This window comes from Desulfovibrio porci (assembly GCF_009696265.1).
Lineage (GTDB): Bacteria > Desulfobacterota > Desulfovibrionia > Desulfovibrionales > Desulfovibrionaceae > Desulfovibrio > Desulfovibrio porci.
In genome coordinates, this window is sequence record NZ_VUMH01000001.1 from 412,958 (window position 1) to 434,318 (window position 21,361).

Genomic DNA, 21,361 nt, shown 5'->3' on the forward strand with positions numbered 1-21,361 from the left:
TATTTCCGGTCTGTCGGCTAAAGCGTGGTTTTTTGTCGGCGTCCGGATGGCCGCCGTTGAAACCGAGGCACGTGTGAAGAAACATCCCGCACAGGCCAGTCTGTTTGGTCCGGATGCCGCCCCGCCGGGACGGCCATCCAGATACTGCGCGGGTATTGACGAAGCCGGGCGCGGTTGCCTGGCCGGGCCGGTGGTGGCCGCCGCCGTCATTCTTCCCGCTGTCTATGATCTGCCCGGCCTCACGGATTCCAAAGCCCTGAGCGTCAAAGCGCGCGAGCTTCTGGCCCCGCGCATCAAGGCCTGCGCCGTGGCCTGGGGTCTGGGCGTGGTCTGGCCCCGGCGCATTGAGCGCATCAATATTCTGCAAGCCACCTTCGAAGCCATGAGCCGCGCCGTGGGCGTTCTGGGCGTCACGCCGGACCGCCTGCTCATCGACGGCAACAAAACCCTGCCCGAGGCCGTACTCGCCCCGCTCTGGCGGGCAAGGCACACGGTGGCCCTGCCGCCCCAGCGGGCCATTGTGGGCGGAGACAAAAGTGAAGACGCCATTTCCGCCGCCTCCATCCTGGCCAAAACCTTCCGGGACCGGCTTATGCTGCATCTGGCCCGACGTTGGCCCGGCTATGGCCTGGAAGTGCACAAGGGCTACGGCACCAGAACCCATTACGAGGCCCTGCGCCGTCTGGGCCCCTGCCCGCAGCACCGCCTGACATTCCGGGGCGTGCTGCCCGCATCCGCCGCGCCGCGCCAGGGCAGTCTGTGCTGAAGCTGCCGTTTTTCCGGCGCTCCGCGCAACGTGCCGCGCCGCACAGCGGCCAAAGCGAAAAGGCGGCCCACATCCTGCTGGGACGGGCCGGTGAGGAGGCCGCCGCCGCGCTGCTGCAGCGCGCGGGCTTTACGCTGCTGGACCGCAACTGGCGGCAGGGCCGCCTGGAACTGGACATGGTCTGCCGCGACGGCGAGGAGCTGGTTTTCGTTGAGGTCAAAACCCGGCGGTCGGACGGGTACGGCGGCCCGGCGGCGGCCGTAACCCCGGGCAAGCAACGCGTTCTCACGCGCGCGGCGCAGGCCTGGCTGGCGGCGCACGACGCCTGGCAAAGCCCCTGCCGTTTTGACGTGGTCTGCCTCTTGCGCCACGGCGACACCTTCAGCGCGGAGCATTACCCCCATGCCTTTGACTTCTCCCCGGCTCTGGATAGTGGCCACGCCTCTTGGCAACCCTGGTGACCTTTCGCCCCGGGCGCGCGAAATTCTGGAAAACGCGGACCTGATCCTGGCCGAGGACACCCGCCGCGCGCTCCAGCTCTGCCGTCTCTGCGGCATCCGCAACCTCCAGGGCCGCCGTTTTCTCAGTTTTTACGACCACAATGAAGCCGAACGCCAGGAAGAAGTGCTGCGCCTGCTGCGTGAGGGCCGCGACCTGGCCCTGATTTCCGACGCGGGCACCCCCCTGCTGGCCGACCCCGGCTACCGCCTGGTGCGGGCCTGCCGCAAGGAGGGCCTGCCGGTTTCTCCGGCGCCCGGCCCGTCCGCCCCGGCGGCCGCCCTGTCCGCCGCCGGCATCGCGCCCCTGCCGCACACCTTTCTGGGCTTTCTGCCGCGCGACACGGCCGGACGCGAAGCCCTGCTGGAGTCTTTCGCCCATGTGCCCGGCTCCCTGATTTTTTTCGAGCGCAAGGACCGCCTCAAGGAAAGTCTGGCTCTGGCGGCCCGCATTCTGGGGCCGCGCGATCTGGCCGTCTGCCGTGAATTGACCAAAACCCATGAGGAATTTATACTTATCCGGCTCGAAGACAGTGCAAGTCTGCCCGATGAGCTGCTCGGAGAGATCACGGTGCTGATCGGCCCGCCTGAGGTGACCGAACGCACACCCCGCGACGAGGTGGAAAATCTGTTGCGCGCGGAGCTGGCCCAAGGCGGCAAGCCGCGCGAGGTGGCCCGCCGGGTCCAGAGCGCCGTGCGCGGCTGGAGCGGCAAGGAACTGTACGCCCTGATCCCGGCGGTGAAAGCAACCTAGAGTAATTTAATTTTGAAATTGCTCTGACGGCTGCGAGAGCAGCCGTCCGGCACGAGGGCGTAAGCGCAATTCATTTGCGCTGTTAAGCGCCGAAGTGGGAGTCTTAAACTTTAAGAATGTACATTCTTAAAGTTAATTCGCTCTGGAGCGTTTCATATTGAAACGCTCTAACAACAGCAAAGGGCTGCCATGCTTCCCTGTTGCGTCGCTCTCAACTGCCTTGCGCGCACCTGCTGCATCAACGCGGCCGTCACCGCCAGAGGCATGCAGCAGATCGGACTCGCCTTCGTGCTGGCCCCGGCCTTCCGTTATCTCTATCCGGAAAGCGCGGACAGGGCGCGCGCCTTCGCCCGCTACAGCGGGCACAGCAATACCCATGTCTTCATGGTCCCGCTCTATGTGGGCATCGTCCTTTCCCTGGAAACACAGATCGCCAGAGGCACTCTGCCGGAAGCCTCGGTGGGCGTGGTGCGCGAAACGCTGGCCACCACTCTTTCCGCCCTGGGGGACTCCTTTTTCAGCGGCACGCTTCTGCCGCTCTGGGCGCTGGTCAGCGTCTGCCTGCTGCTGGCCGGACAAATCGGCCTTACGGCGGCTCTGGCCGTTTTGTTTCTGGCGCTGCTCCTGCTCTTTCGCATTCTGACCTTTTTCGCGGGTCTGCGCCACGGCATGCCCGTGCTGCTGCGCCTCAAGCGCCTGGACCTCATCAACTGGGTGGACCGCATCAAGATCCTCAACGCGGTCATGGTGGCTCTGGTGGTCTGGCAACTGCCTCTCAGGCATCTGACCCCCTTCCCCTGGCTGCTTTACGGACTGGCCGTCGCCGCCGTGCTGGGCGCGTCCTGGCTCGTGGGGCGGATGCATTTGCCGCGCATTCTGCTCTGGGCGCTCGTGCTGGGCGCGCTCATTCTCATGGACGCGGGGCTCATCGGCATGTAAGATAATGCCGCCCGGCCGGGAAGCGGCGCTTGCGCCCCCTCCGCCGGAGCGACGGGAGACAAGGATACGCATGGAAGACGTCATTGAAGAAACCCCGCGCGGGCTTGCCCTGCGGCTTACGCTCAATCTGCGCGGCGGCCTGCATGCCCGGCCCGCGGCCCGCCTGGCTCAGGAGGCGCAGCGCTATGCGGCCGACATCCAGCTCATCGGCGAAACGGGCGAGGTCGACGCCAAAAGCATGCTGGACATTCTTTCCCTGGCCCCGCCGTCCAATGCGGAACTGACCCTGCTGGCCAAGGGCGACGACGCCCGCGAGGCCCTCCACGGTCTGGCCCGTTTTTTAACCACGTTACAGGAATGATATGGCCCGCGCGGTTTTATTCGGCACGCCGGTTTCCCCCGGCATAGGCATCGGCTCCATCCGCTTCATGCACGACATGCGCATGAGCGAAGAACGCCGCATCGGCCCGGACGAGGTCGAGACGGAGCGGAACGCCCTGCGCGCCGCGGCGGCCAGCGTGCGCGCGGCCCTGGAAAAAACCATGCGCAACGTGCCCGAGGATCTGGCCGAATACCGCGATGTCATCGCGGCCCAGATGGAACTGGCCCGCGACCCCAAGCTGCTGGACGCCGCCCTGGCGCGCATCGAGCACAAAAAAATCTGCGCTTCCTGGGCCCTGAACCATACCGTGGAAGAACTCTGCGCCCTGTTCCGGGGCATGGACGACCCCTATCTGCGCGACCGCGCCCAGGACATCCGGGCCGTGGGCCTGCGCCTGCGCGAATGCCTGGCCGGCGCGCAGCACGACAACGCCGTTTCCGGTCCCAGCGTGCTGGTGGCCGAAGACCTCTCGCCCGCCGACGTCATGGAACTCAACCTGGAAGGCGTGCTGGGGATTCTGACCGCCGAGGGCGGTCCCACCTCGCACACGGCCATTCTGTCGCGCGGCCTGCACATTCCGGCTCTGGTGGGCGTGACCGGCCTGCTGAACACGGCCCGCGAGGACGAACGCATCATTCTGGACGGTCTGGGCGGCTGCGTGCTTTTCGGCCCGGACGAAAGCGATCTGGCCCGCTATACGGCCCGCCGCGATGAATTCAACGCCTGGGAAAATCATACCCGACGCACGGCGCACTGGCCCGCCGAGATGTGCGACGGCGTGCGTGTGGCCGTGCAGGCCAACCTGGAAAGTCTGGAAGAGCTGGACGCCCTGCCCGAATGCGGAGCCGACGGCGTGGGCCTGTACCGCACGGAGTTCGCCTATCTCAAAGGCGATCTGCCCACCGAAGAAGAACTGTTCAGGGAATACGCCGCCGTGGCGGCCAAGGCCGGACCGGGCCGGGTGGTCTTCCGCACGCTGGACGCGGGCGCGGACAAGATGCTGCGCGCCCAGGCCGCGCTCAAGGAACCCAATCCGGCTCTGGGCCTGCGGGGCATCCGCTTCAGCCTACGCCATCAGGGCATTTTCCGCACTCAGTTGCGGGCGCTGCTGCGGGCCGGGGTGGCGGGCAATCTGGCGCTGCTGCTGCCCATGATTTCCGGTCTGGCCGAAGTGCAGGGCGTGCGCCGCATTTTGCAGGAACTGCGCCAGGAATTGCAGGCCCAGAACCTTCCCCACGCGCCGGACCTGCCGCTGGGCATCATGGTGGAAACCCCGGCCGCCGTGATGGTGTGCGACGCCCTGGCCCGCGAGTGCGACTTTTTCAGCATCGGCACCAACGACCTGATCCATTACCTGATGGCCATTGACCGCAACAATCGCCATGTGGGCTATCTGCACGAACCGCTGCATCCGGCGGTGGTGCGCTCGCTCAAGCGGGTCATTGACGCGGCCCACCGCGAGGGCATCGGCGTTTCGGTCTGCGGCGAACTGGCCTCGGACCCCTGCGGCCTGGCCCTGCTGCTGGGCATGGGTGTGGACGCCGTGTCCGCCGCGCCGCGTTTCGTGCCGGGAATGAAACATATGATCCGCCAGCTCGATGCCGAAACCTGCATGGATCTGGCCCACAGCGTTCTGATGAGCACCGACGTCATGGCCTCCCAGCGTATGGTGCGTGAAAAGCTCCACCAGTCCCTGGGTACGGAGCTGGCCTTCCACACCACAAGCCTTTCGAGCCACAGTCAGCCATGAGCCAGAAAACACCGCCCTCCACCATTGCCGTCAACAAAAAGGCCCGCCATCTCTACGAGCTCTCCGAATTTCTGGAAGCCGGCATCTCTCTGACCGGCCCGGAAGTCAAAAGCATCCGCGCCGGTAAGGTGAACTTCATCGACAGCTACGTTGAGTTCAAACACGGCGAAGCCTGGCTGCTCTCACTGCACGTGGCCCCTTACGCCAACGCGGGCTACGCCCCGCAAGAGCCGGACCGGGCGCGCCGCCTGCTGCTGCACACCCGCGAGATCGCCAAACTGGCCGGGCTGGTGGCCCAGAAGGGTCTGACCGTGGTGCCGGTGCGCGTCTACCTCAAGCGGGGCAAGGTCAAGCTGGAAATCGCCCTGGGCCGGGGCAAGAAGCTGCACGACCACCGCGATACGCTCAAGAGGCGGGCGGAGGAGCGGGATCTGGCCCGCGAACTCGCTTGAACGCCATGCCCTTTTGCCCACTGACGGCGTTAGGCCGCGCGGCGCGGCTTGGTCACGTAGGCGGCTACGCTCCACGCGCCGCACCGCGTGCCTGCCTTGTCAGCGGACAAAAATCCTATGGCGTTGGTTTTTCACTCTCCTTTCCTGAATACTGAAATCCGCCATGCGCCACCCGCCCCTGCAAGCGCCCCTGCTCTGGCAAGTCTATCTCGGCTTCTGGATCGCGGGCGTGGCGGCGGCGGTCTGGCTTTGGCCCGCCCTTTGCTGCGCCCTGCTGCTGGCCCTGGCGGACAAGCGCCTCTGGCGCGTCGCCCGTCTTGCCCTGGCCGGGGCGCTGGTTCTGGCCGGTCTGGGCGTGGCCCTGTGGCAGCTCGCGCCGCCCGGTCTTGCAAGCGGCACGCCGCCCGCCTGGACAGAAATGGATGAGGGCACAAATACGGGCACGGCCCCGCCACGGCTCTGCGGCCGGGTGCGGGACGTGCAGGGTCTGCCGGACCAGCGCCTGCGCCTGCTGCTGGCCGACGTGCGGCCGCAGGGCGCGGATGCGGCGCAAGCCCTGCCGGGCCTGGTGACCTGGACCTGGGAAGAGCCGCTCTTTCGCCCTCTGGCCGGACAGACGGTCTGCCTGAGCCGCCGCCCGCGCCCGGTACACGGCTTCGCCAACGCGGGGCTGGCTGACTGGGAAATCTGGTGGGCCGCGCGGGACGTGCGCTGGCGGCTCTGGAGCCAGGGCGGACGCGGCGACCCGGAAATTTCCGGCCAGGGCACAGTATCAGCCCGCTGGCGCGAAGAACTGCGCGCGGCTTTTCTGGCTGCACTGCTTCCCCAAGGCCAGGTCACGACTTCTGACCCCGCCCTTCCGGGCCTGTCCCAGAGCAAGACCATTCTCCTGGCTCTGCTGTTCGGGGACCGGCAGTACCTAAATCAGCAAACCCTGGACAATTTTGCCGCCGCCACGCTGGCGCACAGCCTCGCGCTCTCGGGCCAGCATCTGGCCGTGGCCGGTCTGCTGGGTCTGCTCTGCGTACTGGCCGCGGCCCGCCTGCGTCCGTCCCTCTATCTCGCCCGGCCGCGCGTGATCCTGGCCCTGGCGGCGGCCTGCCCGCCCGCCCTGGCCTACCTCTGGCTGGGCAACGCCCCGGCCTCCCTGCTGCGGGCCGTGTGCATGCTTTTCGTACTGGCCTTCTGGCTGGCGCGGGGCCGGGCGCGCACCACCCTGGACGTCCTCTGCGCGGCCCTGCTCTGCATCTGTCTGGCCGCGCCCCTGAGCGTGCTAGATACGGGCCTGCAACTCTCCGCCCTCTGCGTGGCGGTCATCGGCCTCGCCCTGCCCTGGCTGCGCCGGATAGCCCCGCCGCACGCGGCCCGGAACTCCCGACGGCAATCCCTGCTCCGGCTTGTCCGCTGGCCGCTGCGCATCCTGCTGATTTCACTGCTGATCCAGGCAGCCCTGCTGCCGCTGAATCTTCTGCTCTTCGGCAATGCGGGTTTTTGGTTTCCGCTCAACGTGCTCTGGCTGCCCGTGGCCGACCTGGTGGTACTGCCCGGCGCGGTTCTGGGCCTGCTGCTGGCGGGCGCCGGACTGGACGGGGCCGCGCGGCTGACGCTGGATCTGGCGGCCCTGCCCTGCCAATGGCTGCTGGACGGGCTGGAGCGCCTTCATGCTCTGGGCCTGTTGCACAATCCCGTGATGCTGCGACCGCACTGGACAGCCCTGCCCGCGTTCGCCGCTCTGGCGGCGGGCTTGGCCTGTCTGACCCGCCGGAACGGACAGGATCGGCGGGACGGGGGGGAAATCAGCGCCGCCGCAGCGCAAACAGGTCGCCGCCTTCTTCTGGCCGGGCTGGGCCTGCTCTGCGTGGGCCCGCTGCTGCGCCTGGAGCAACGATTTTCAGACGAAACGCGGCTGGACGTGCTGGATGTGGGCCAGGGTCAGGCTCTGGCTCTGCGCGCTCCCGGCCATCTGCGCATGGTACTGGACGGCGGGGGAAGCGCCTCGCCGCGTTTTGATCCCGGCAAGGCTCTGGTGGGGCCGACGCTGGCCTACAACGATGCGCCCCGGTTGGCCGCCGTGATCAACAGCCATCCGGATCTGGACCATCTGGGCGGCCTGTTCCATCTGCTGGACGGCTTTCAGGTGCGCGCCCTGTTCCACAACGGACGCGAGGCCGCCGGATGGCGCGGGAAGCAGTGGCGGGAAGCGCGGCGCGCGGCAATGAGCACAGTTCTGGCCGAAGGCGATGTGCTGATTGTGGGTGATCCGGCTTTGGGCCTGCGTCTGGAAGTGCTGCATCCGCCGCGCGCCGTCGCGGCGGAGACCGTCCGGAACGGCAACGAAGCCTCCCTGATCCTGCGGCTGACCCGCCACGGGCAGGGTCTGGCGCTGTTCAGCGGCGACGCCGAACGCCGCAGCCTGCGCCGTCTGCTGGCCTCGGGCCGCGACCTGCGCGCCCAGGTGCTGGTAGCCCCGCACCACGGTTCGGACCGCAGCTTTCTGGCCGCCTTTTACAGGGCCGTGCAACCGGAGTTGGTGCTGGTTTCCTGTGGTTTTCAAAACCGCTACAACTATCCCGGACCCCACCTGCGGGCCTGGCTGGACAAAAACGACATCCCCCTGCTGCACACCGGCGAATCCGGCCAGATCAGCGTGACCTGGCCGCAAAACGGGCCGTTGCGCGTGCAGACGGTCCGGCCTCAACACTGACCGGCATCCCCCGCCCGCCGTCCCGCGCCGCATGCGCCTCTCCCCAGCGGTACAATTCCCGCAGAGCCGGGAGCAAAAGCCTGCCCCGCTCCGTCAGGGCGTATTCCACATGCCGGATTTTGCCGCCGCGATCGGTCCGGCTGACAAGGCCGTCCCGTTCCAGCTCCTTGAGGCATTTGCTCAGCATCATATGGGTAATGCCCGTCACCGTGCGCTGCAGGGCGTTGAAGCGCGCCGCGCCGTCAGCCAGATGCCAGAGCAGCGGCAGTTTCCACTTGCCGCCGATGATCTCCAGGGCGCGCAGGATGGGACAGGGCACTTCATAAATATTGTCCGTCGGCAATGTCGTATCATAGCCGGATTCATGCCTTCGCTCCACCGCGCCTCCTTCCGCGCCATTTCGCATGGCGGCCTGTCGCTCTCGGTTCAGGTAAGAAAAAACTGCGTACTTGTCTTTTTTCGCCTGTTCCGGAATATTTCATACATCTTCAACAGATACAGCAAGGAGAAAATCATGCATATCTACGCCGTCAACGGCAGCCCCAGGAAAAAATGGAATACCGCCACCGTGCTTCAGCACGCGCTGGACGGCGCGGCCGAGGCCGGTGGGGCGCACTGCCGTACCGAGATGCTGCACCTCTATGACTACCGCTACAAGGGCTGCATGAGCTGTTTTGAATGCAAGCGGACGGGCGGCGCGTCCTACGGCAAATGCGCCGTGCGCGACGAACTGGCCCCCGTTCTGGAAAAGCTTGCCGAAGCGGACGGCATCATTTTCGGCTCGCCCGTCTATTTCCACAGCGTCACCGGCATGATGCGCTCTTTTCTGGAACGCTTCATGTTTCCCTGCCTTGCCTATGACAAGCAGTATTCCTCGCTGGCGCCCCAAAAGATAGCCACGGCCTTTATCTATACCATGAACGTGACGCGTGAATTCATGCTGGAGCAGAGCTATCCGGAAAAGCTGCGCACCACGGAATCATTTATGGAACGACTCTTTTCCAGGCCCGGCGTGCTCTATGTCTACGATACGTACCAGTTCAGCGACTACAGCAAATACAAGGTCGAATGCTTTTCCGAAGAGGAAAAGGCCCGGCGCAGAAAAGAGCAGTTTCCGCTGGACTGTCAAAAAGCCCGTGAACTGGGCGCAGCCCTCGCCCGGCAGGCAGAGCAGGAGCAGGCCCGGAACTGAGCTCTCGGGCCTGCGGACGAAGGATGACGGGCGGTTGCCGGGCGCGGCTACTTCTGGCAGTGCGGGCAGAACACCGTAGCCCGGCCCGCCACGCGGATTTTTTCCAGGGGGCGGCCGCAACGGACACAGGCCGCGCCGCCCCGGCCATAGACCGCGAAACTGTTCTGGAACGCGCCCACATCGCCGTTGGCGTCGCGGTAATCGCGGATGGAGCTGCCGCACTGGGCGATGGAACGCCGCAGCACGTCCTGAAGGGCCGCCAGCAGGCAACGGCTCTGGGCCGGGCTGAGCCCGGCGGCCTTGCGGCGCGGGTCCAGACCCGCCTGAAAGAGCGACTCGTCAGCGTAGATATTGCCGATGCCGGCAATGACCTTCTGATCCAACAGCACGGCCTTGAGCGCCGCGCCCCGCCCCTTGAGCAGCGCCGCAAACGCCCGCGCGCCGATTTCCAGCGGTTCCGGCCCCAGCTCCCGCCAGAAATCCCAGGCCTGCCGGATCTCCGGCGTGGCCGCCAGCACCAGGCCGAAGGCCCGCGTATCGTCAAAAAAGAGACGGCGGGCGTCGCCGTCCGGGGCGCGCAGATCAAAAATGCAACGGGTGTGGGGGCCGGGCGGCGTGCTCCGCGGCCAGGTCATCAGGCGGCCGGTCATGCGCAGATGCACGGCCAGCATGTCCGGGGCGGGTCCGCTCTCCGGCGCGCCGTCCGGCGGGGCCAGATGCAGCAGCAGCAATTTGCCCCTGCGGCCCACGTCCGCGATGCGGCGGCCCGTCAGGGCGGCCAGGGGCAGGCTCAAGGGGTGTAGGCTGCTCGCCCGCAGGACTTCCGCGCCGCTCAGCACGCACTCTTGCACCTGGGGACGGAGGGTACGGGCTACGGTTTCAACTTCCGGCAATTCCGGCATAACGGCATCCAAGCCTTTTTGCCGCTGGCGGCGTCAGGCCGCACGGCCCGGCTTGGTTACATAGGCGGCTATGCGCCGCGCCGGGCCGTTTGCCTTTCTTGCCGGCGAACAAAAATCTTGAATGCCGGAAAAAAGGCGGCAACGGGATGGTGAGATCAGCTAAGGTAAATTTCCAACAGGCCTTCGGGCGGATCAATAGTCACCGACGGGGCGTCCAGGTCAAAGCCCACAATGAAGCAAGGCTGGGCCGGAAAAAGGATTTCCCGCTCATCCTGCGCGGCAATGACCCAGATTTCCTGATCCGCGGGATATTCCACATGGTCGAGGCGACCCAGGCGGCGGCCGTCGGGCAGCAGCACGTCGCAGCCCAGCAGGTCTTCCACATAGGCTTCGTCCTCTTCCGGCTCGGGCAGGCTTTCGCGCGGCACCAGGAGCTTGCAGCCCCGCAGGGCCTCGGCCGCCGTGCGATCCGCCACACCTTCCAGCAGAAGCAGGGGACGGCCCTTGTGCCAGCGGCAGGCCATCGCGCGAACGCGGCGGGGCGCTCCGTTCCCGGCCTGCAGCCAGAGCGGCACGTCCAAAAGCAAGGGGGAGTCCGCATGCCAGTCGATGCAGATCTCCCCTTTGATGCCGTGGGGCCGCGCCAGCGTGCCCATATGAATCATCGTGCCCGCCATGGAATCAGCCGGCGCTACTCCAGAATTTCCAGAACAGTACGCTTCTTGGACTTGGTGGATGCGGCGCTCAGAATGGTGCGCATGGCGCGGGCCGTGCGTCCCTGCTTGCCGATGACCTTGCCCAGATCCTCCTTAGAGACCTTGAGCTCAAGCACCGTCGTCTGCTCGCCTTCCACTTCGCTGACTTGCACCTCTTCGGGATGATCCACCAGGGACTTGGCTATATACTCGATCAGGGTCTTCATCGCGTACCTCCCAAAGGCGCCTTGTACCCGCGGACAACGCGGGCAAAGGTTGAATAACGCGCAACCTTCGGAACAACCGGCGTCCCGCCGCCCTGCCCGTCTTTCACCGGGCGGCGGCGCTTTCCCGGTGCGGGGGCGCGTGCTTGCTTCATCCGTTCCCGCGCATGCGTCGGAAAGACCCGTCAATGGGAAGAGCGCGTACATCACAAGCACGCGCCAGTTCCTCCAGCGGCCGGGCCGCGCCGTTCGCCGGGCTGATCCCGCGACGGCAGCGTCTTCGCGGCAGGCGGCTCCCCGCCTTTCCGCACCAGACGTGTTTTACGACAGATGCGCCTTGATCAGCGCGCGCACGGTTTCCGTGGGTTCGGCGCCGCGCGCGAGCCATTCCTTAATTTTATCCGCATTGAGCTTCACTTCCGCCGGATCAGTCATGGGGTTGTAGTAACCCAGCAATTCCAGCGGACGTCCGTCGCGGCGGGTTTCGTCATTGGCGGCCACCACCCGGTAGAAGGGGTGCTTTTTGCTGCCGAGACGGGTCAATTTCAACTTCACAGCCATGAGTCCAACTCCCTTTGGTTTTATGTTAGCTTCGCGCCCGTAAAAGGGCAAGAGGGAAACAGCATTTTCGGAAACGCATACGCGAGGCGTTTACTTCTTTTTACGTTTCTGGCGTTCTTTCTTTTTCCGCTTTTTGGCGGCGGCGGACTTGCCGCCCGAGGGCCGTCCGCCCGGCAATTCCATGCTGTCCATACCGGGCATTCCCGGGAATCCGCCCATGCCGGGCATGCCCATACCCGGAGGCATCATGCCCGGCGGCATGCCGCGCGGTATTCTGGGCATGGCGGGACGGCCGCCCTTGCCGCCCATCATGCCTTTCATCATCTGACGCATCTGCTCGAACTGGCGCACCGTCTGATTGACCTGGGCCACGGTCACGCCCGCGCCTTTGGCGATGCGCGCGCGGCGGCTGCCGTTGAGAATGTCCGGATTGCGCCGCTCCCGCATGGTCATGGAATTGATAATAGCCTCGGTGCGCGCCAGTTCCTTTTCCGGCATGGCGCCGCTGGCCTCGGCCAGCTTTTCGCGCAGGCCGCCCAGGCCCGGAATCATCTTCAGAATGCTGTCCAGCGAGCCCAGCTTTTTGATGCGCCGCATCTGGGTGCGGAAATCTTCCAGATCAAAGCTGGCCTTCTGCATCTTGCGGGCCAGCTCTTCGGCTTCCTCGGCGTTGATGGTGGATTGGGCCTTTTCCACCAGGGTGAGCACGTCGCCCATGCCGAGAATGCGCCCGGCGATACGGTCGGGATGGAAGACCTCCATCTCCGACAGTTTTTCGCCCACGCCCACGAATTTGACGGGCGCGCCGGTGACCGAACGGATGGAGAGAGCCGCACCGCCGCGCGCGTCGCCGTCCATTTTTGTCAGCACCACGCCGGTCAGACCCAGGCGCTCGTTGAAGGCTTCGGCCACGGTCACGGCGTCCTGGCCGGTCATGGCGTCGGCCACGAATAAAATTTCCTGCGGCTGCACCGCCGCTTTAAGGGCCGAAAGCTCCTCCATCAGCGGCTCGTCCACGTGCAGGCGGCCCGCCGTGTCCAGCAGCAGCACGGTGGCCTGCTCCTCACGGGCTTTGTCCAGCGCCGCCGTGGCGATATCCACAGGCTTCATCTCCGTGGTGGAGGGGAAGCAGGGCATGTCGAGCTGCCTGGCCAGCACCGTGAGCTGGTCAATGGCCGCCGGACGGTAGACGTCCGCCGGGACCAGGTAGGGGCGCATCTTCTGCCTGCGCAGCAGATTGGCGATCTTGCCCGCCGAGGTGGTCTTGCCCGAACCCTGAAGGCCCACCAGCATGATCACCGCCGGTTCACGCCCCTGGAGATTCAAACCGGTGGTTTCGCCGCCCAGCAGGGAAACCAGTTCGTCGTGGACGATTTTGACCACCTGCTGAGCCGGGCTCACGCCTTTGAGCGTTTCCTGCCCCAGGCACTTTTCGCGCACGCTTTCCACAAAGTCTTTGACGACCTTGAAGTTAACGTCCGCTTCCAGGAGCGCCAGCCGCACTTCGCGCAGACCGGCCTGCACGTTTTCCTCGGTGAGCTGGCCGCGCCCGCCGAAAGAGCGGAATACGCCGGAAAGTCTGTCGGAAAGGCTCTCGAACATGAAGACCCCGCATCCGCCGCCCTGCCCCTGCACGGAGCGGCGGCCACAAAGCGTCTGTTATCGCGCCGCAACAGGCGGGCGAAGTGGAGATTCATAGGCTGTTTGCGCCGTGTCGTCAAGTCGCCGGGCGCGACATTGACAGGCGGAAACCCCGCGTCTAGTTTTGGAAAAATTGCCTTTACGACAGCCGCGCGGGAGGTGCCATGAATAAAGTGAAAATCACCGTCCTGAAGACTACTTTTGACGCGGAACTGGCTGCCCTGTACGGCGCGGAAGGCCTTGACGCCTGCCCCATGCTGAAGGAAGGCCAGGTTTTTTACGCCGACTACGCCAAGCCGGAAGGCTTCTGCGACGAGGCCTGGAAAGCCGTCTACCAATATGCCTTCGCCCTGGCGCACGGCGCGGGCAAGGGCGTGTTTTATTACGGCGACTGGATCAGAACCCCCGGCGTGGCCATTTGCAGCTGCAACGACGGCCTGCGTCCTGTGATCTTCAAACTGGAAGCTACGGATGAGGTTGCCTGCATTGATTACACGCCGGTGCGCTGAAAGACCAAAAATTTCGCGCGTTCATGAGAAAGAAAGCTGGCGGGCACGATGCCGTCAATTCGAAAAATCCAGGGAGGCGCGCACGTCCCTCCCCGGATTCTTTGCCCCTTACCGGGCGGGAAACGAGGCGGCATCCTGTTTTTTTGCCCGCCATATTTCCTTCGCCATGTTCCCCGGCAACCCGGCAAGGCCGCCCAGACTGCCTGACGGCGGGCCGGTCGCCCGCATCATGGCTATGGCGTATCGCCGCCCGCCGTTCCTTTGATATAACGAAGCCGCATACCGCATATTCTCTGTTGAGGCCTTTGCGGCAGTTGATAACGACCTTTTTTCTTCCAGAGTCAAAAGGCGCTTGAACATATTTGCGCAAGGGCAAATCGCGAACAGAACGCGCCAGCTTCACAGCGCGGCCCGCATTGACAGCCTCCCCACAAGGGGATAAGATAATTTGCTAAAGTTTATACAATTATTTTAGCCCATTACGAGGAAGTCATGTTCACCAATCGCGGCAAGGCGCTGACCTTTGACGACATTCTGCTGATTCCCGGTTATTCCGAAGTAACCCCTGACGCCGTCGACATCACCACTTGGCTCACGCCCTCCATTCCCCTGCGCATTCCCCTGCTCTCCGCCGCCATGGACACCGTGACGGAATCGGCCATGGCCATTTCCATGGCCCGGATGGGCGGCATCGGCATTATCCACAAAAACATGCCCGTGGAACGCCAGCGTCTGGAAGTGGAGCGGGTCAAGAAGAGCGAAAGCGGCATGATTCTGGACCCGGTGACCATTTCTCCGCGTAACTCCGTGCAGGAAGCCCTGGACCTGATGTCCGATTTCCGCGTTTCGGGTCTGCCGGTGGTGGACGGCGAATGTCTGGTGGGCATTCTGACCAACCGTGACGTGCGCTTCGTGGAAGACGCCCAGGCCGTGCGCGTGGCCGACGTGATGACCAGCGACAAATTGATCACCGTGCCCATGGGCACCTCCCTGGCCGAGGCCAAGCGGCACCTGCACGAGCACCGCATCGAAAAACTTCTGGTAGTGGACGAAAACAAGCGCCTGCGCGGTCTGATCACCATGAAGGACATCGACAAGGTCCAGAAATACCCCAACGCCTGCAAGGACGCCAACGGCCGCCTGCGCGTGGGCGCGGCCATCGGCATCGGCAAGGATTCCGAAGCCAGGGCCGAACAGTTGCTGGAGGCCGGGGCGGACGTGCTGGTGCTGGATTCGGCCCACGGCCATTCCGTCAACGTGCTCAACGCCATCCGCGCCGTCAAGACGAGCTTTCCCAACTGTCAGCTCATCGCGGGCAATGTGGCTACCTATGAAGGCGCGCGCGCCATTCTGGAGGCCGGAGCCGACAGCGTGAAAGTGGGCATCGGGCCCGGTTCCATCTGCACCACCCGCATCGTGGCCGGCGTGGGCGTGCCCCAGGTCACGGCGGTCATGGACGGCAGCCGCGCCGCGCGCGAGATGGACCGCTGCTGCGTGGCCGACGGCGGCATTAAATTCTCCGGCGACATCGTCAAGGCCCTGGTGGTGGGCGCGCATTCGGTGATGATCGGCTCCCTCTTCGCCGGCACCGAGGAAAGCCCGGGCGAAACCATTCTCTACCAGGGCCGCACCTACAAGATTTACCGCGGCATGGGTTCCATCGACGCCATGAAGGAAGGCAGCTCGGACCGCTACTTCCAGGAACGCAGCAAAAAACTGGTGCCCGAAGGCATTGTGGGCCGCGTGCCCTACCGGGGGCCGGTTATGGAAGCCGTATACCAGCTCATGGGGGGCCTGCGCTCGGGCATGGGCTACGTGGGGGCGAAAACCCTGGGCGACCTCTTCGAGAACACCACCTTCTGCGAGATTTCCGCCGCCGGCCTGCGCGAAAGCCATGTGCACGACGTGGTCATCACCAAAGAAGCGCCCAACTACCGTATTGAGAACTAGCCCGCACGGGAGAGGATGAAACATGCCGCACAGCAAAGTCATTATCATCGACTACGGCTCCCAGGTCACTCAGCTCATCGCCCGCCGCGTGCGCGAGGCCGGGGTGTATTCCGAAATCCATTCCTGCGTGACCACGGCCGCGCAGGTGGCGGACATGCATCCCTCGGCCCTGATTCTCTCCGGCGGCCCGGCCAGCGTGGGCGAGGCCGACGCCCCGGCCCTGGACCCCGGTTTTCTGGAGCTGGGCGTGCCGGTGCTGGGCATCTGTTACGGCATGCAGCTTCTGGCCCAGAACATGGGCGGCCGACTGGCCCAGTCCCTGACGCGGGAATACGGCCCGGCGGAACTGACCCTCAGCGCCCCCTGTCCGCTCTGGGACGGTCTGGACGCGAAAAGCCCCTCCAGAGTCTGGATGAGCCACGGCGACAAGGTTCTGGCCCCGCCGCCGGGTTTCGCGGTCACAGGCCGCACGCCCACCCTGGACGTGGCCGCCATGGCCGACGAGCAGCGCCGGATCTACGCTGTGCAGTTCCATCCCGAAGTGTACCACAGCGTGGACGGCGAACATATTCTGCAAAACTTCCTGTTCAAGGTGGCCGGGATCACGCCGGACTGGACCATGTCCTCCTTTGTGGAACGCGTGGTCAAGGAAATGGCCGAGCAGGTGGGCGACAAACATGTGGTCTGCGCCCTGTCCGGCGGCATTGATTCCACGGTGGTGGCCGTGCTGCTGAATCGGGCCATCGGCAAGCGCCTGCACTGTATCTTTGTGGACAACGGCCTGCTGCGCCTCAATGAAGGCGACGAGGTGGTCAATTACCTGCGCGAGCATTTCGACCTCAATCTCGAGTTTGTGCAGGCGCAGGAGCGCTTCCTCTCCCGCCTCAAAGGCGTGGAAGACCCGGAGAAAAAACGCAAGATCATCGGGCACACCTTTATTGAAATCTTCGACGAAGAAGCCAAGAAGCTGCCCCAGGTGGATTTTCTGGCCCAGGGCACCCTGTATCCGGACGTTATCGAATCCGTCTCGCACAAGGGCCCCAGCGCGGTGATCAAAAGCCACCACAATGTGGGCGGCCTGCCCGACACCATGAAGCTCAAGCTTATCGAGCCGCTGCGCGAGCTTTTCAAGGACGAGGTGCGCAAGGTGGCGGCGGAGTTGGGCATGCCCGACTCCATCGTCTGGCGGCATCCCTTCCCCGGTCCGGGCCTGGCCATCCGTGTGCTGGGCGAAATCACCGAAGAGCGCCTGAGCATCCTGCGCCTGGCCGACAAGATCGTGCAGGAGGAACTGCGCGAATCCGGCTGGTACCGCAAGGTCTGGCAGGGCTTCGCCGTGCTGCTGCCGCTCAAGACCGTGGGCGTCATGGGCGACGGCCGCACCTACGAGCATGTCATCGCCCTGCGCGTGGTGGACAGCGTGGACGCCATGACCGCCGACTGGGCGCGCCTGCCCCCGGATCTCATCGCGCGTATGTCCGGCCGGATCATCAATGAAGTCAAGGGCGTCAACCGCGTGGTCTACGATGTGTCCTCCAAGCCGCCCAGCACTATTGAATGGGAATAAGGAGGCTCTATGTTTGGCATAGGCAGTACGGAACTCCTGGTCATCCTGGTGGTGGCGCTGGTTGTGCTGGGGCCCAAAAGCCTCGCCACGATCTCGCGCTCCCTGGGCAAGGCCATGGGCGAATTCCGGCGCGTTTCCACGGATTTCCAGCGCACTCTTAATGCCGAGGCCGCGCAGGAAGAGGAAGAGGCGCGCCGCAAGAAAGCTGCGGAAAAAGCCGCCAAAGTCGCGGCTGAAGCCGAGGCCGCTAAGGCCGACAGACTTGAACGTTCCGCGTCCGGCGAAACGGCCGCCACAGAGCCCGCTCCGACCCCGGAAACGCCCGTGGCTGACGCCGCGCCCTCCACTGCCGCACCCCGGCCTGAAGCGGCGGCCGAAGCCGCTGCTTCCCCGGCGTCTTCCGGGCCGTCCGCGTCTTCTCCGGCGGACAGCCCTCTGGCCGCGGCCCTGGCCAAAACTAGGGCTGAAGCCGAAGCCGTTGCGCAACAAAACGGGGAAGCCGCCCCGGCCGCAGAGAACGGTGGCAAGGCATGAGCGGGCCGGAAGACAAGCTGCTTTCCCCGGCTACGCCAGTAGAGGATGCCGCGCCCGCCGACGCCACGTCTGACAAGGCTGGAGCCGATGCCCTGCCCGGCAGCGATCCGGCAGGCATACGCGCGCCCGAAACGACGGAAATAGCCGAATCCGGGAAGCCCGCCGAGTCTGGTGAGCCGGAAGGGTCCGACGATGCGAATGTCGCGGATAACGCAAACGCCGCCGACTTCGCCGCTTTTGAAAGTTCCATGTTTTCCGGACCGGAATGGCGGCCCGACGCCGCGCCGGAGGCTTCCGCAAGCGGCGTTCCGCCCGTGGAGCCGGACGTGGCTGCCCGCCTGGCCGCCGAACTGGCCCATACGGATGAAAACGGGGCAGGCGCGCCGCCGCTGCCCCCGTCCCCTCCCGCAGGCGCAGCCGCCGAACCTCCCGCCCCCAGGCCGGAGGACAGCCCGGTTCCTGCGGAAGGCGCGGAAGACGACGAGAGCGCCGGCAAGCCCATGGGTCTTATGGACCACCTGAGCGAACTGCGTGTGCGTCTGGTGCGCTGCTGCATTGCCGTGGGCCTGGGTTTTCTGCTCTGCTGGTCCGTGGTGGACCCCATTTTCAACGCTCTGGTGAACCCGCTGCTCGCAGTTCTGCCTCCCGGTTCGCACGCCCAATACACCACTTTGCCCGAAGGTTTCTTCACCCGCATGTATATCGCCTTCGTGGCGGGCGTCTTTGTGGCCAGCCCGGTCGTCTTCTACCAGGTCTGGTCCTTTATCGCGCCCGGCCTCTACGATGAGGAAAAACGCTACATCATTCCGGTGGCCATATTGTCGGCCATATTTTTCGTGACCGGCGGCGCATTCTGTTATTTTGTGGTTTTTCCCTACGCTTTCAGCTTCTTCGTGAGCTTCTCCACAAGCGAAATCGTGGTCATGCCCAAGATCAGCGACTACCTGAATTTTGTGCTCAAGCTGATCCTGGCCTTCGGCCTGATTTTCGAAATGCCGCTCTTCGCCCTTTTCCTGGCGCGCATGGGGCTGATCACCGCCACCCTGATGCGCAAGACGCGGCGCTACGCCATTCTGGGCATCTTCATCGTCGCGGCCATTCTGACGCCGCCGGACGTGGTGTCGCAGCTGCTGATGGCCTGCCCCATGCTCCTGCTCTATGAGATCAGCATTCTGGTGGCGGCCGCTTTCGGCCGCAAAAAGGCGGCGCCCGAATCCGAAACGCCTGAAAACGCTGAGGGCGACAACACGGAAAAAACCGAAGACGACGCCAAAGACAAACCCGCGGAGGAAGCATGAACGCGAACGCCCCGCGTGAAGCAGCGCAGGAACGACACAGCGCTGAAACCCGCATCAGCCTGCGCCTGAACCTGGACGGCGAAGGCGATACCCGGATCCGGACCGGCTTCGGCCTGCTGGACCACATGCTGACCCTGACCATGTTCTGGGCGGGTATGGATCTGCAACTCTCCTGTGAGGGGGATCTGGAGGTGGACGCCCACCACAGCGTGGAGGACGTGGGCCTGACTCTGGGCAGCGCCCTGCTGGAAGCTCTGGGCGACAGAACGGGCATTGCCCGCGTGGGCTATGGCCGCGTGCCCATGGACGAAGCCCTCAGTGAAGTAACCGTGGATCTTTCGGGCCGTCCCTGGCTGGAATGGCGCGGCGACGAATTGCTGCCGCCGGTCATGGCCGGAGAGGAAAAAGACCTCTGGCGCGAATTTTACAAAGCCCTGGCCAGCAGCGCCCGCTGCAATCTGCACATTGCCTTTCTGTACGGCAAAAACGGCCACCACCTGCTGGAATCGGCAGCCAAGGGGCTGGGTCTGGCCTTGCGCCAGGCCGTGCGGATTCAGGGCACAACCATCAGAAGCACCAAGGGATGCCTTGATTAAATGCGTACTCGCCTGCATATACTCTTATTGATCGTCCTTTGTCTGGCTCTGGCCGTTTCCTGCGCCCGCCGCCCCCGCAGCACAGCCGAGGTGCCCCGGCCCATTTCCTCCAGCTTCAAGATTTCCGTGGCTCCCTTCACGCAGCCCACCAATGCCAGCCAGCTCATTGTGGGCCGTATTCCCGAGGATCAGGGGCGCATTCCCGGCGATATGCTGCCCACTCTGGACATGAAACTGCGCGAAGTGCTGCTGACGGACACCAAACGCCAGTATAATTTTATCGTCCGTCAGAATCTGCCGCCGGACCTGACGGAGTTTCACAGTTCCGAGCAGCCGCAGGCCCTGCCCCTCTGGGAGGCCTACGGCAAGAAACAGGGCGCCCAGCTTCTGCTGATCCCCCAGGTGCTGGACTGGCATCAGCGCGAGGGTTCCAAGGCGGGCGTCACCCAGTCGGCCCATGTGCGCGTGGAATTCTTTCTGCTCAAGGTGGACGACGGCACGCTGATGAACCGTTCCATCTTTGAGGAAAAACAGGTGGGTCTGACGGAAAACCTGCTCACAGTGGGTTCGTTCTTCAAGCGCAGGGGCACCTGGGTCACAGCCGAGGACCTCACCGTGGACGGCATGCGCAAGGCGGTCAAGGATCTGGGCTTATGATCATCTTCCCGGCAGTCGACATTCAGAACGGCAAGGCCGTGCGCCTCAAGCAGGGCCGCGCCCAGGAATCCACGGTTTTCGCCGAGGACCCGGCCGAAGCGGCCCGCAGTTGGCAGGCGCGGGGCGCGCGCTGGCTGCATGTGGTGGATCTGGACGGCGCATTTGACGGCGCGGCCCAGAGCCGGGCCATTGTGCGGCGCATCTGCCGGGAGATCAGCATTCCCGTACAGCTGGGCGGCGGCATCCGCGACGAAGCCACAGCCCGCGCCTATCTGGAGGCCGGGGTGAGCCGCCTGATCATCGGCACCCTGGCCCTGGAGCAGCCGGAACTGTTCGCCCGCCTCTGCCGCGCTTTCCCCGGCCAAATCGGCGTCTCTCTGGACGCCGAGGCCGGGCGTCTCAAAAGCCGGGGCTGGGTGGCGGACACCGGCCTGAGCGTGGACGACGTGCTGCCCCGGCTTCAGGACGACGGCGCGGCCTTCATCATTTATACGGACATTGAACGCGACGGCATGCAGAGCGGCGTCAACCTGGCCGCCCTGGGGCATCTGGCCCACAGCGCCCGCGTGCCGGTCATCGCCGCCGGCGGCGTGGCCACGCTGGAGGACGTGCAGAAACTCTATCCGCTCAGCCGCTCCGGCAATCTGGCCGGGGCCATCAGCGGGCGCGCCCTGTACGAGGGCACCTTGAATCTGGAAGAAGCCAACGCCTGGATCGACGCGCAGGAGAAGACGGAAAAAGCCTGACAGCCGCCCGCATCTCGTGTCCACTCCGCAGAGAGTTTCCCGCCC

At 64.8% G+C, this 21,361-nt stretch carries 23 protein-coding genes; 17 read left to right on the forward strand and 6 right to left on the reverse strand.

The window, feature by feature from the left end; all coding sequences use genetic code 11:
* The first annotated feature begins 73 nt into the window (after positions 1–73).
* From FYJ44_RS01810 to FYJ44_RS01845, 8 genes are all read left to right on the forward strand, one after another.
* Complete coding sequence (locus FYJ44_RS01810) at positions 74–766, forward strand: ribonuclease HII (RefSeq protein WP_288230565.1); 693 nt, start codon at positions 74–76, stop codon at positions 764–766.
* Between the two features lie 71 nt (positions 767–837).
* Complete coding sequence (locus tag FYJ44_RS01815) at positions 838–1,227, forward strand: YraN family protein (protein WP_288956710.1); 390 nt, start codon at positions 838–840, stop codon at positions 1,225–1,227.
* Positions 1,169–2,017 carry a 16S rRNA (cytidine(1402)-2'-O)-methyltransferase gene (gene rsmI, locus FYJ44_RS01820; RefSeq protein ID WP_154508579.1) on the forward strand — a complete coding sequence of 283 codons (849 nt, stop codon included), beginning with the start codon at positions 1,169–1,171 and terminating at the stop codon, positions 2,015–2,017. The genes FYJ44_RS01815 and rsmI overlap by 59 nt, the downstream gene beginning before the upstream one ends.
* A gap of 189 nt (positions 2,018–2,206) precedes the next feature.
* Positions 2,207–2,956, forward strand: coding sequence for a PTS system mannose/fructose/sorbose family transporter subunit IID (locus FYJ44_RS01825; protein WP_154508581.1), 750 nt, complete (start codon positions 2,207–2,209; stop codon positions 2,954–2,956).
* A gap of 70 nt (positions 2,957–3,026) precedes the next feature.
* The gene (locus tag FYJ44_RS01830) at positions 3,027–3,317 is read left to right on the forward strand and encodes an HPr family phosphocarrier protein (protein ID WP_154508583.1); all 291 of its coding nucleotides are present in this window, start codon (positions 3,027–3,029) and stop codon (positions 3,315–3,317) included.
* Between the two features lies 1 nt (position 3,318).
* Positions 3,319–5,088: a phosphoenolpyruvate--protein phosphotransferase gene (gene ptsP / locus FYJ44_RS01835; RefSeq protein WP_154508585.1), complete on the forward strand. Its 1,770-nt coding sequence runs from the start codon at positions 3,319–3,321 to the stop codon at positions 5,086–5,088.
* Entirely contained in the window at positions 5,085–5,540 is a 456-nt protein-coding gene (gene smpB, locus FYJ44_RS01840; RefSeq protein WP_154508587.1) for an SsrA-binding protein SmpB, read from the forward strand. Before ptsP ends, smpB begins: the two co-directional genes overlap by 4 nt.
* A 163-nt stretch (positions 5,541–5,703) precedes the next feature.
* Entirely contained in the window at positions 5,704–8,244 is a 2,541-nt protein-coding gene (locus FYJ44_RS01845; RefSeq protein WP_154508589.1) for a ComEC/Rec2 family competence protein, read from the forward strand.
* On the opposite strand, the gene FYJ44_RS01850 is transcribed toward FYJ44_RS01845, so the two are convergent.
* Positions 8,183–8,623, reverse strand: coding sequence for a winged helix-turn-helix transcriptional regulator (locus FYJ44_RS01850; RefSeq protein ID WP_288956704.1), 441 nt, complete (start codon positions 8,621–8,623; stop codon positions 8,183–8,185). The two genes, FYJ44_RS01845 and FYJ44_RS01850, sit on opposite strands and share 62 nt — an antisense overlap.
* Before the next feature lie 135 nt (positions 8,624–8,758).
* On the opposite strand from FYJ44_RS01850, the gene FYJ44_RS01855 reads away from it, so the two are divergent.
* A complete protein-coding gene (locus FYJ44_RS01855; protein ID WP_154508593.1) occupies positions 8,759–9,436 on the forward strand; it encodes a flavodoxin family protein in 678 nt (225 codons plus the stop codon).
* Between the two features lie 47 nt (positions 9,437–9,483).
* Here the strand turns inward: FYJ44_RS01855 and mutM are convergent, their stop codons facing one another.
* The 5 genes from mutM to ffh form a co-directional block, all read right to left on the reverse strand.
* Positions 9,484–10,338, reverse strand: a complete 855-nt coding sequence (mutM, locus tag FYJ44_RS01860) for a bifunctional DNA-formamidopyrimidine glycosylase/DNA-(apurinic or apyrimidinic site) lyase (protein ID WP_154508595.1) — start codon at positions 10,336–10,338, stop codon at positions 9,484–9,486.
* Positions 10,339–10,493: 155 nt separating this feature from the next.
* Positions 10,494–11,003, reverse strand: a complete 510-nt coding sequence (gene rimM / locus FYJ44_RS01865) for a ribosome maturation factor RimM (RefSeq protein ID WP_154508666.1) — start codon at positions 11,001–11,003, stop codon at positions 10,494–10,496.
* Positions 11,004–11,029: 26 nt separating this feature from the next.
* The gene (locus FYJ44_RS01870) at positions 11,030–11,260 is read right to left on the reverse strand and encodes a KH domain-containing protein (protein ID WP_154508597.1); all 231 of its coding nucleotides are present in this window, start codon (positions 11,258–11,260) and stop codon (positions 11,030–11,032) included.
* 318 nt (positions 11,261–11,578) lie between these two features.
* Positions 11,579–11,818: a 30S ribosomal protein S16 gene (rpsP, locus tag FYJ44_RS01875; RefSeq protein WP_154508599.1), complete on the reverse strand. Its 240-nt coding sequence runs from the start codon at positions 11,816–11,818 to the stop codon at positions 11,579–11,581.
* Between the two features lie 90 nt (positions 11,819–11,908).
* Positions 11,909–13,420 carry a signal recognition particle protein gene (gene ffh, locus FYJ44_RS01880; RefSeq protein WP_154508601.1) on the reverse strand — a complete coding sequence of 504 codons (1,512 nt, stop codon included), beginning with the start codon at positions 13,418–13,420 and terminating at the stop codon, positions 11,909–11,911.
* A gap of 203 nt (positions 13,421–13,623) precedes the next feature.
* Here ffh and FYJ44_RS01885 point away from each other — a divergent pair, with 203 nt between their 5' ends.
* From FYJ44_RS01885 to hisA, 8 genes are all read left to right on the forward strand, one after another.
* On the forward strand, positions 13,624–13,968 hold the full coding sequence (locus tag FYJ44_RS01885; RefSeq protein WP_154508603.1) for a TIGR04076 family protein: 345 nt from the start codon (positions 13,624–13,626) through the stop codon (positions 13,966–13,968).
* A 492-nt stretch (positions 13,969–14,460) separates the two neighbouring features.
* Positions 14,461–15,918: an IMP dehydrogenase gene (guaB, locus tag FYJ44_RS01890; protein ID WP_154508605.1), complete on the forward strand. Its 1,458-nt coding sequence runs from the start codon at positions 14,461–14,463 to the stop codon at positions 15,916–15,918.
* A gap of 22 nt (positions 15,919–15,940) precedes the next feature.
* Positions 15,941–17,485, forward strand: coding sequence for a glutamine-hydrolyzing GMP synthase (guaA, locus tag FYJ44_RS01895; RefSeq protein WP_154508607.1), 1,545 nt, complete (start codon positions 15,941–15,943; stop codon positions 17,483–17,485).
* Between the two features lie 9 nt (positions 17,486–17,494).
* Positions 17,495–18,019, forward strand: a complete 525-nt coding sequence (tatB, locus tag FYJ44_RS01900; RefSeq protein WP_154508609.1) for a Sec-independent protein translocase protein TatB — start codon at positions 17,495–17,497, stop codon at positions 18,017–18,019.
* 500 nt (positions 18,020–18,519) lie between these two features.
* Positions 18,520–19,317, forward strand: a complete 798-nt coding sequence (gene tatC / locus FYJ44_RS15100; RefSeq protein WP_154508668.1) for a twin-arginine translocase subunit TatC — start codon at positions 18,520–18,522, stop codon at positions 19,315–19,317.
* A complete protein-coding gene (gene hisB, locus FYJ44_RS01910; RefSeq protein ID WP_154508611.1) occupies positions 19,314–19,913 on the forward strand; it encodes an imidazoleglycerol-phosphate dehydratase HisB in 600 nt (199 codons plus the stop codon). Before tatC ends, hisB begins: the two co-directional genes overlap by 4 nt.
* A complete protein-coding gene (locus tag FYJ44_RS01915) occupies positions 19,914–20,570 on the forward strand; it encodes a hypothetical protein (protein ID WP_154508613.1) in 657 nt (218 codons plus the stop codon). It begins immediately after the preceding gene.
* Positions 20,567–21,316 carry a 1-(5-phosphoribosyl)-5-[(5-phosphoribosylamino)methylideneamino]imidazole-4-carboxamide isomerase gene (hisA, locus tag FYJ44_RS01920; RefSeq protein WP_154508615.1) on the forward strand — a complete coding sequence of 250 codons (750 nt, stop codon included), beginning with the start codon at positions 20,567–20,569 and terminating at the stop codon, positions 21,314–21,316. Before FYJ44_RS01915 ends, hisA begins: the two co-directional genes overlap by 4 nt.
* Positions 21,317–21,361 lie beyond the last annotated feature (45 nt).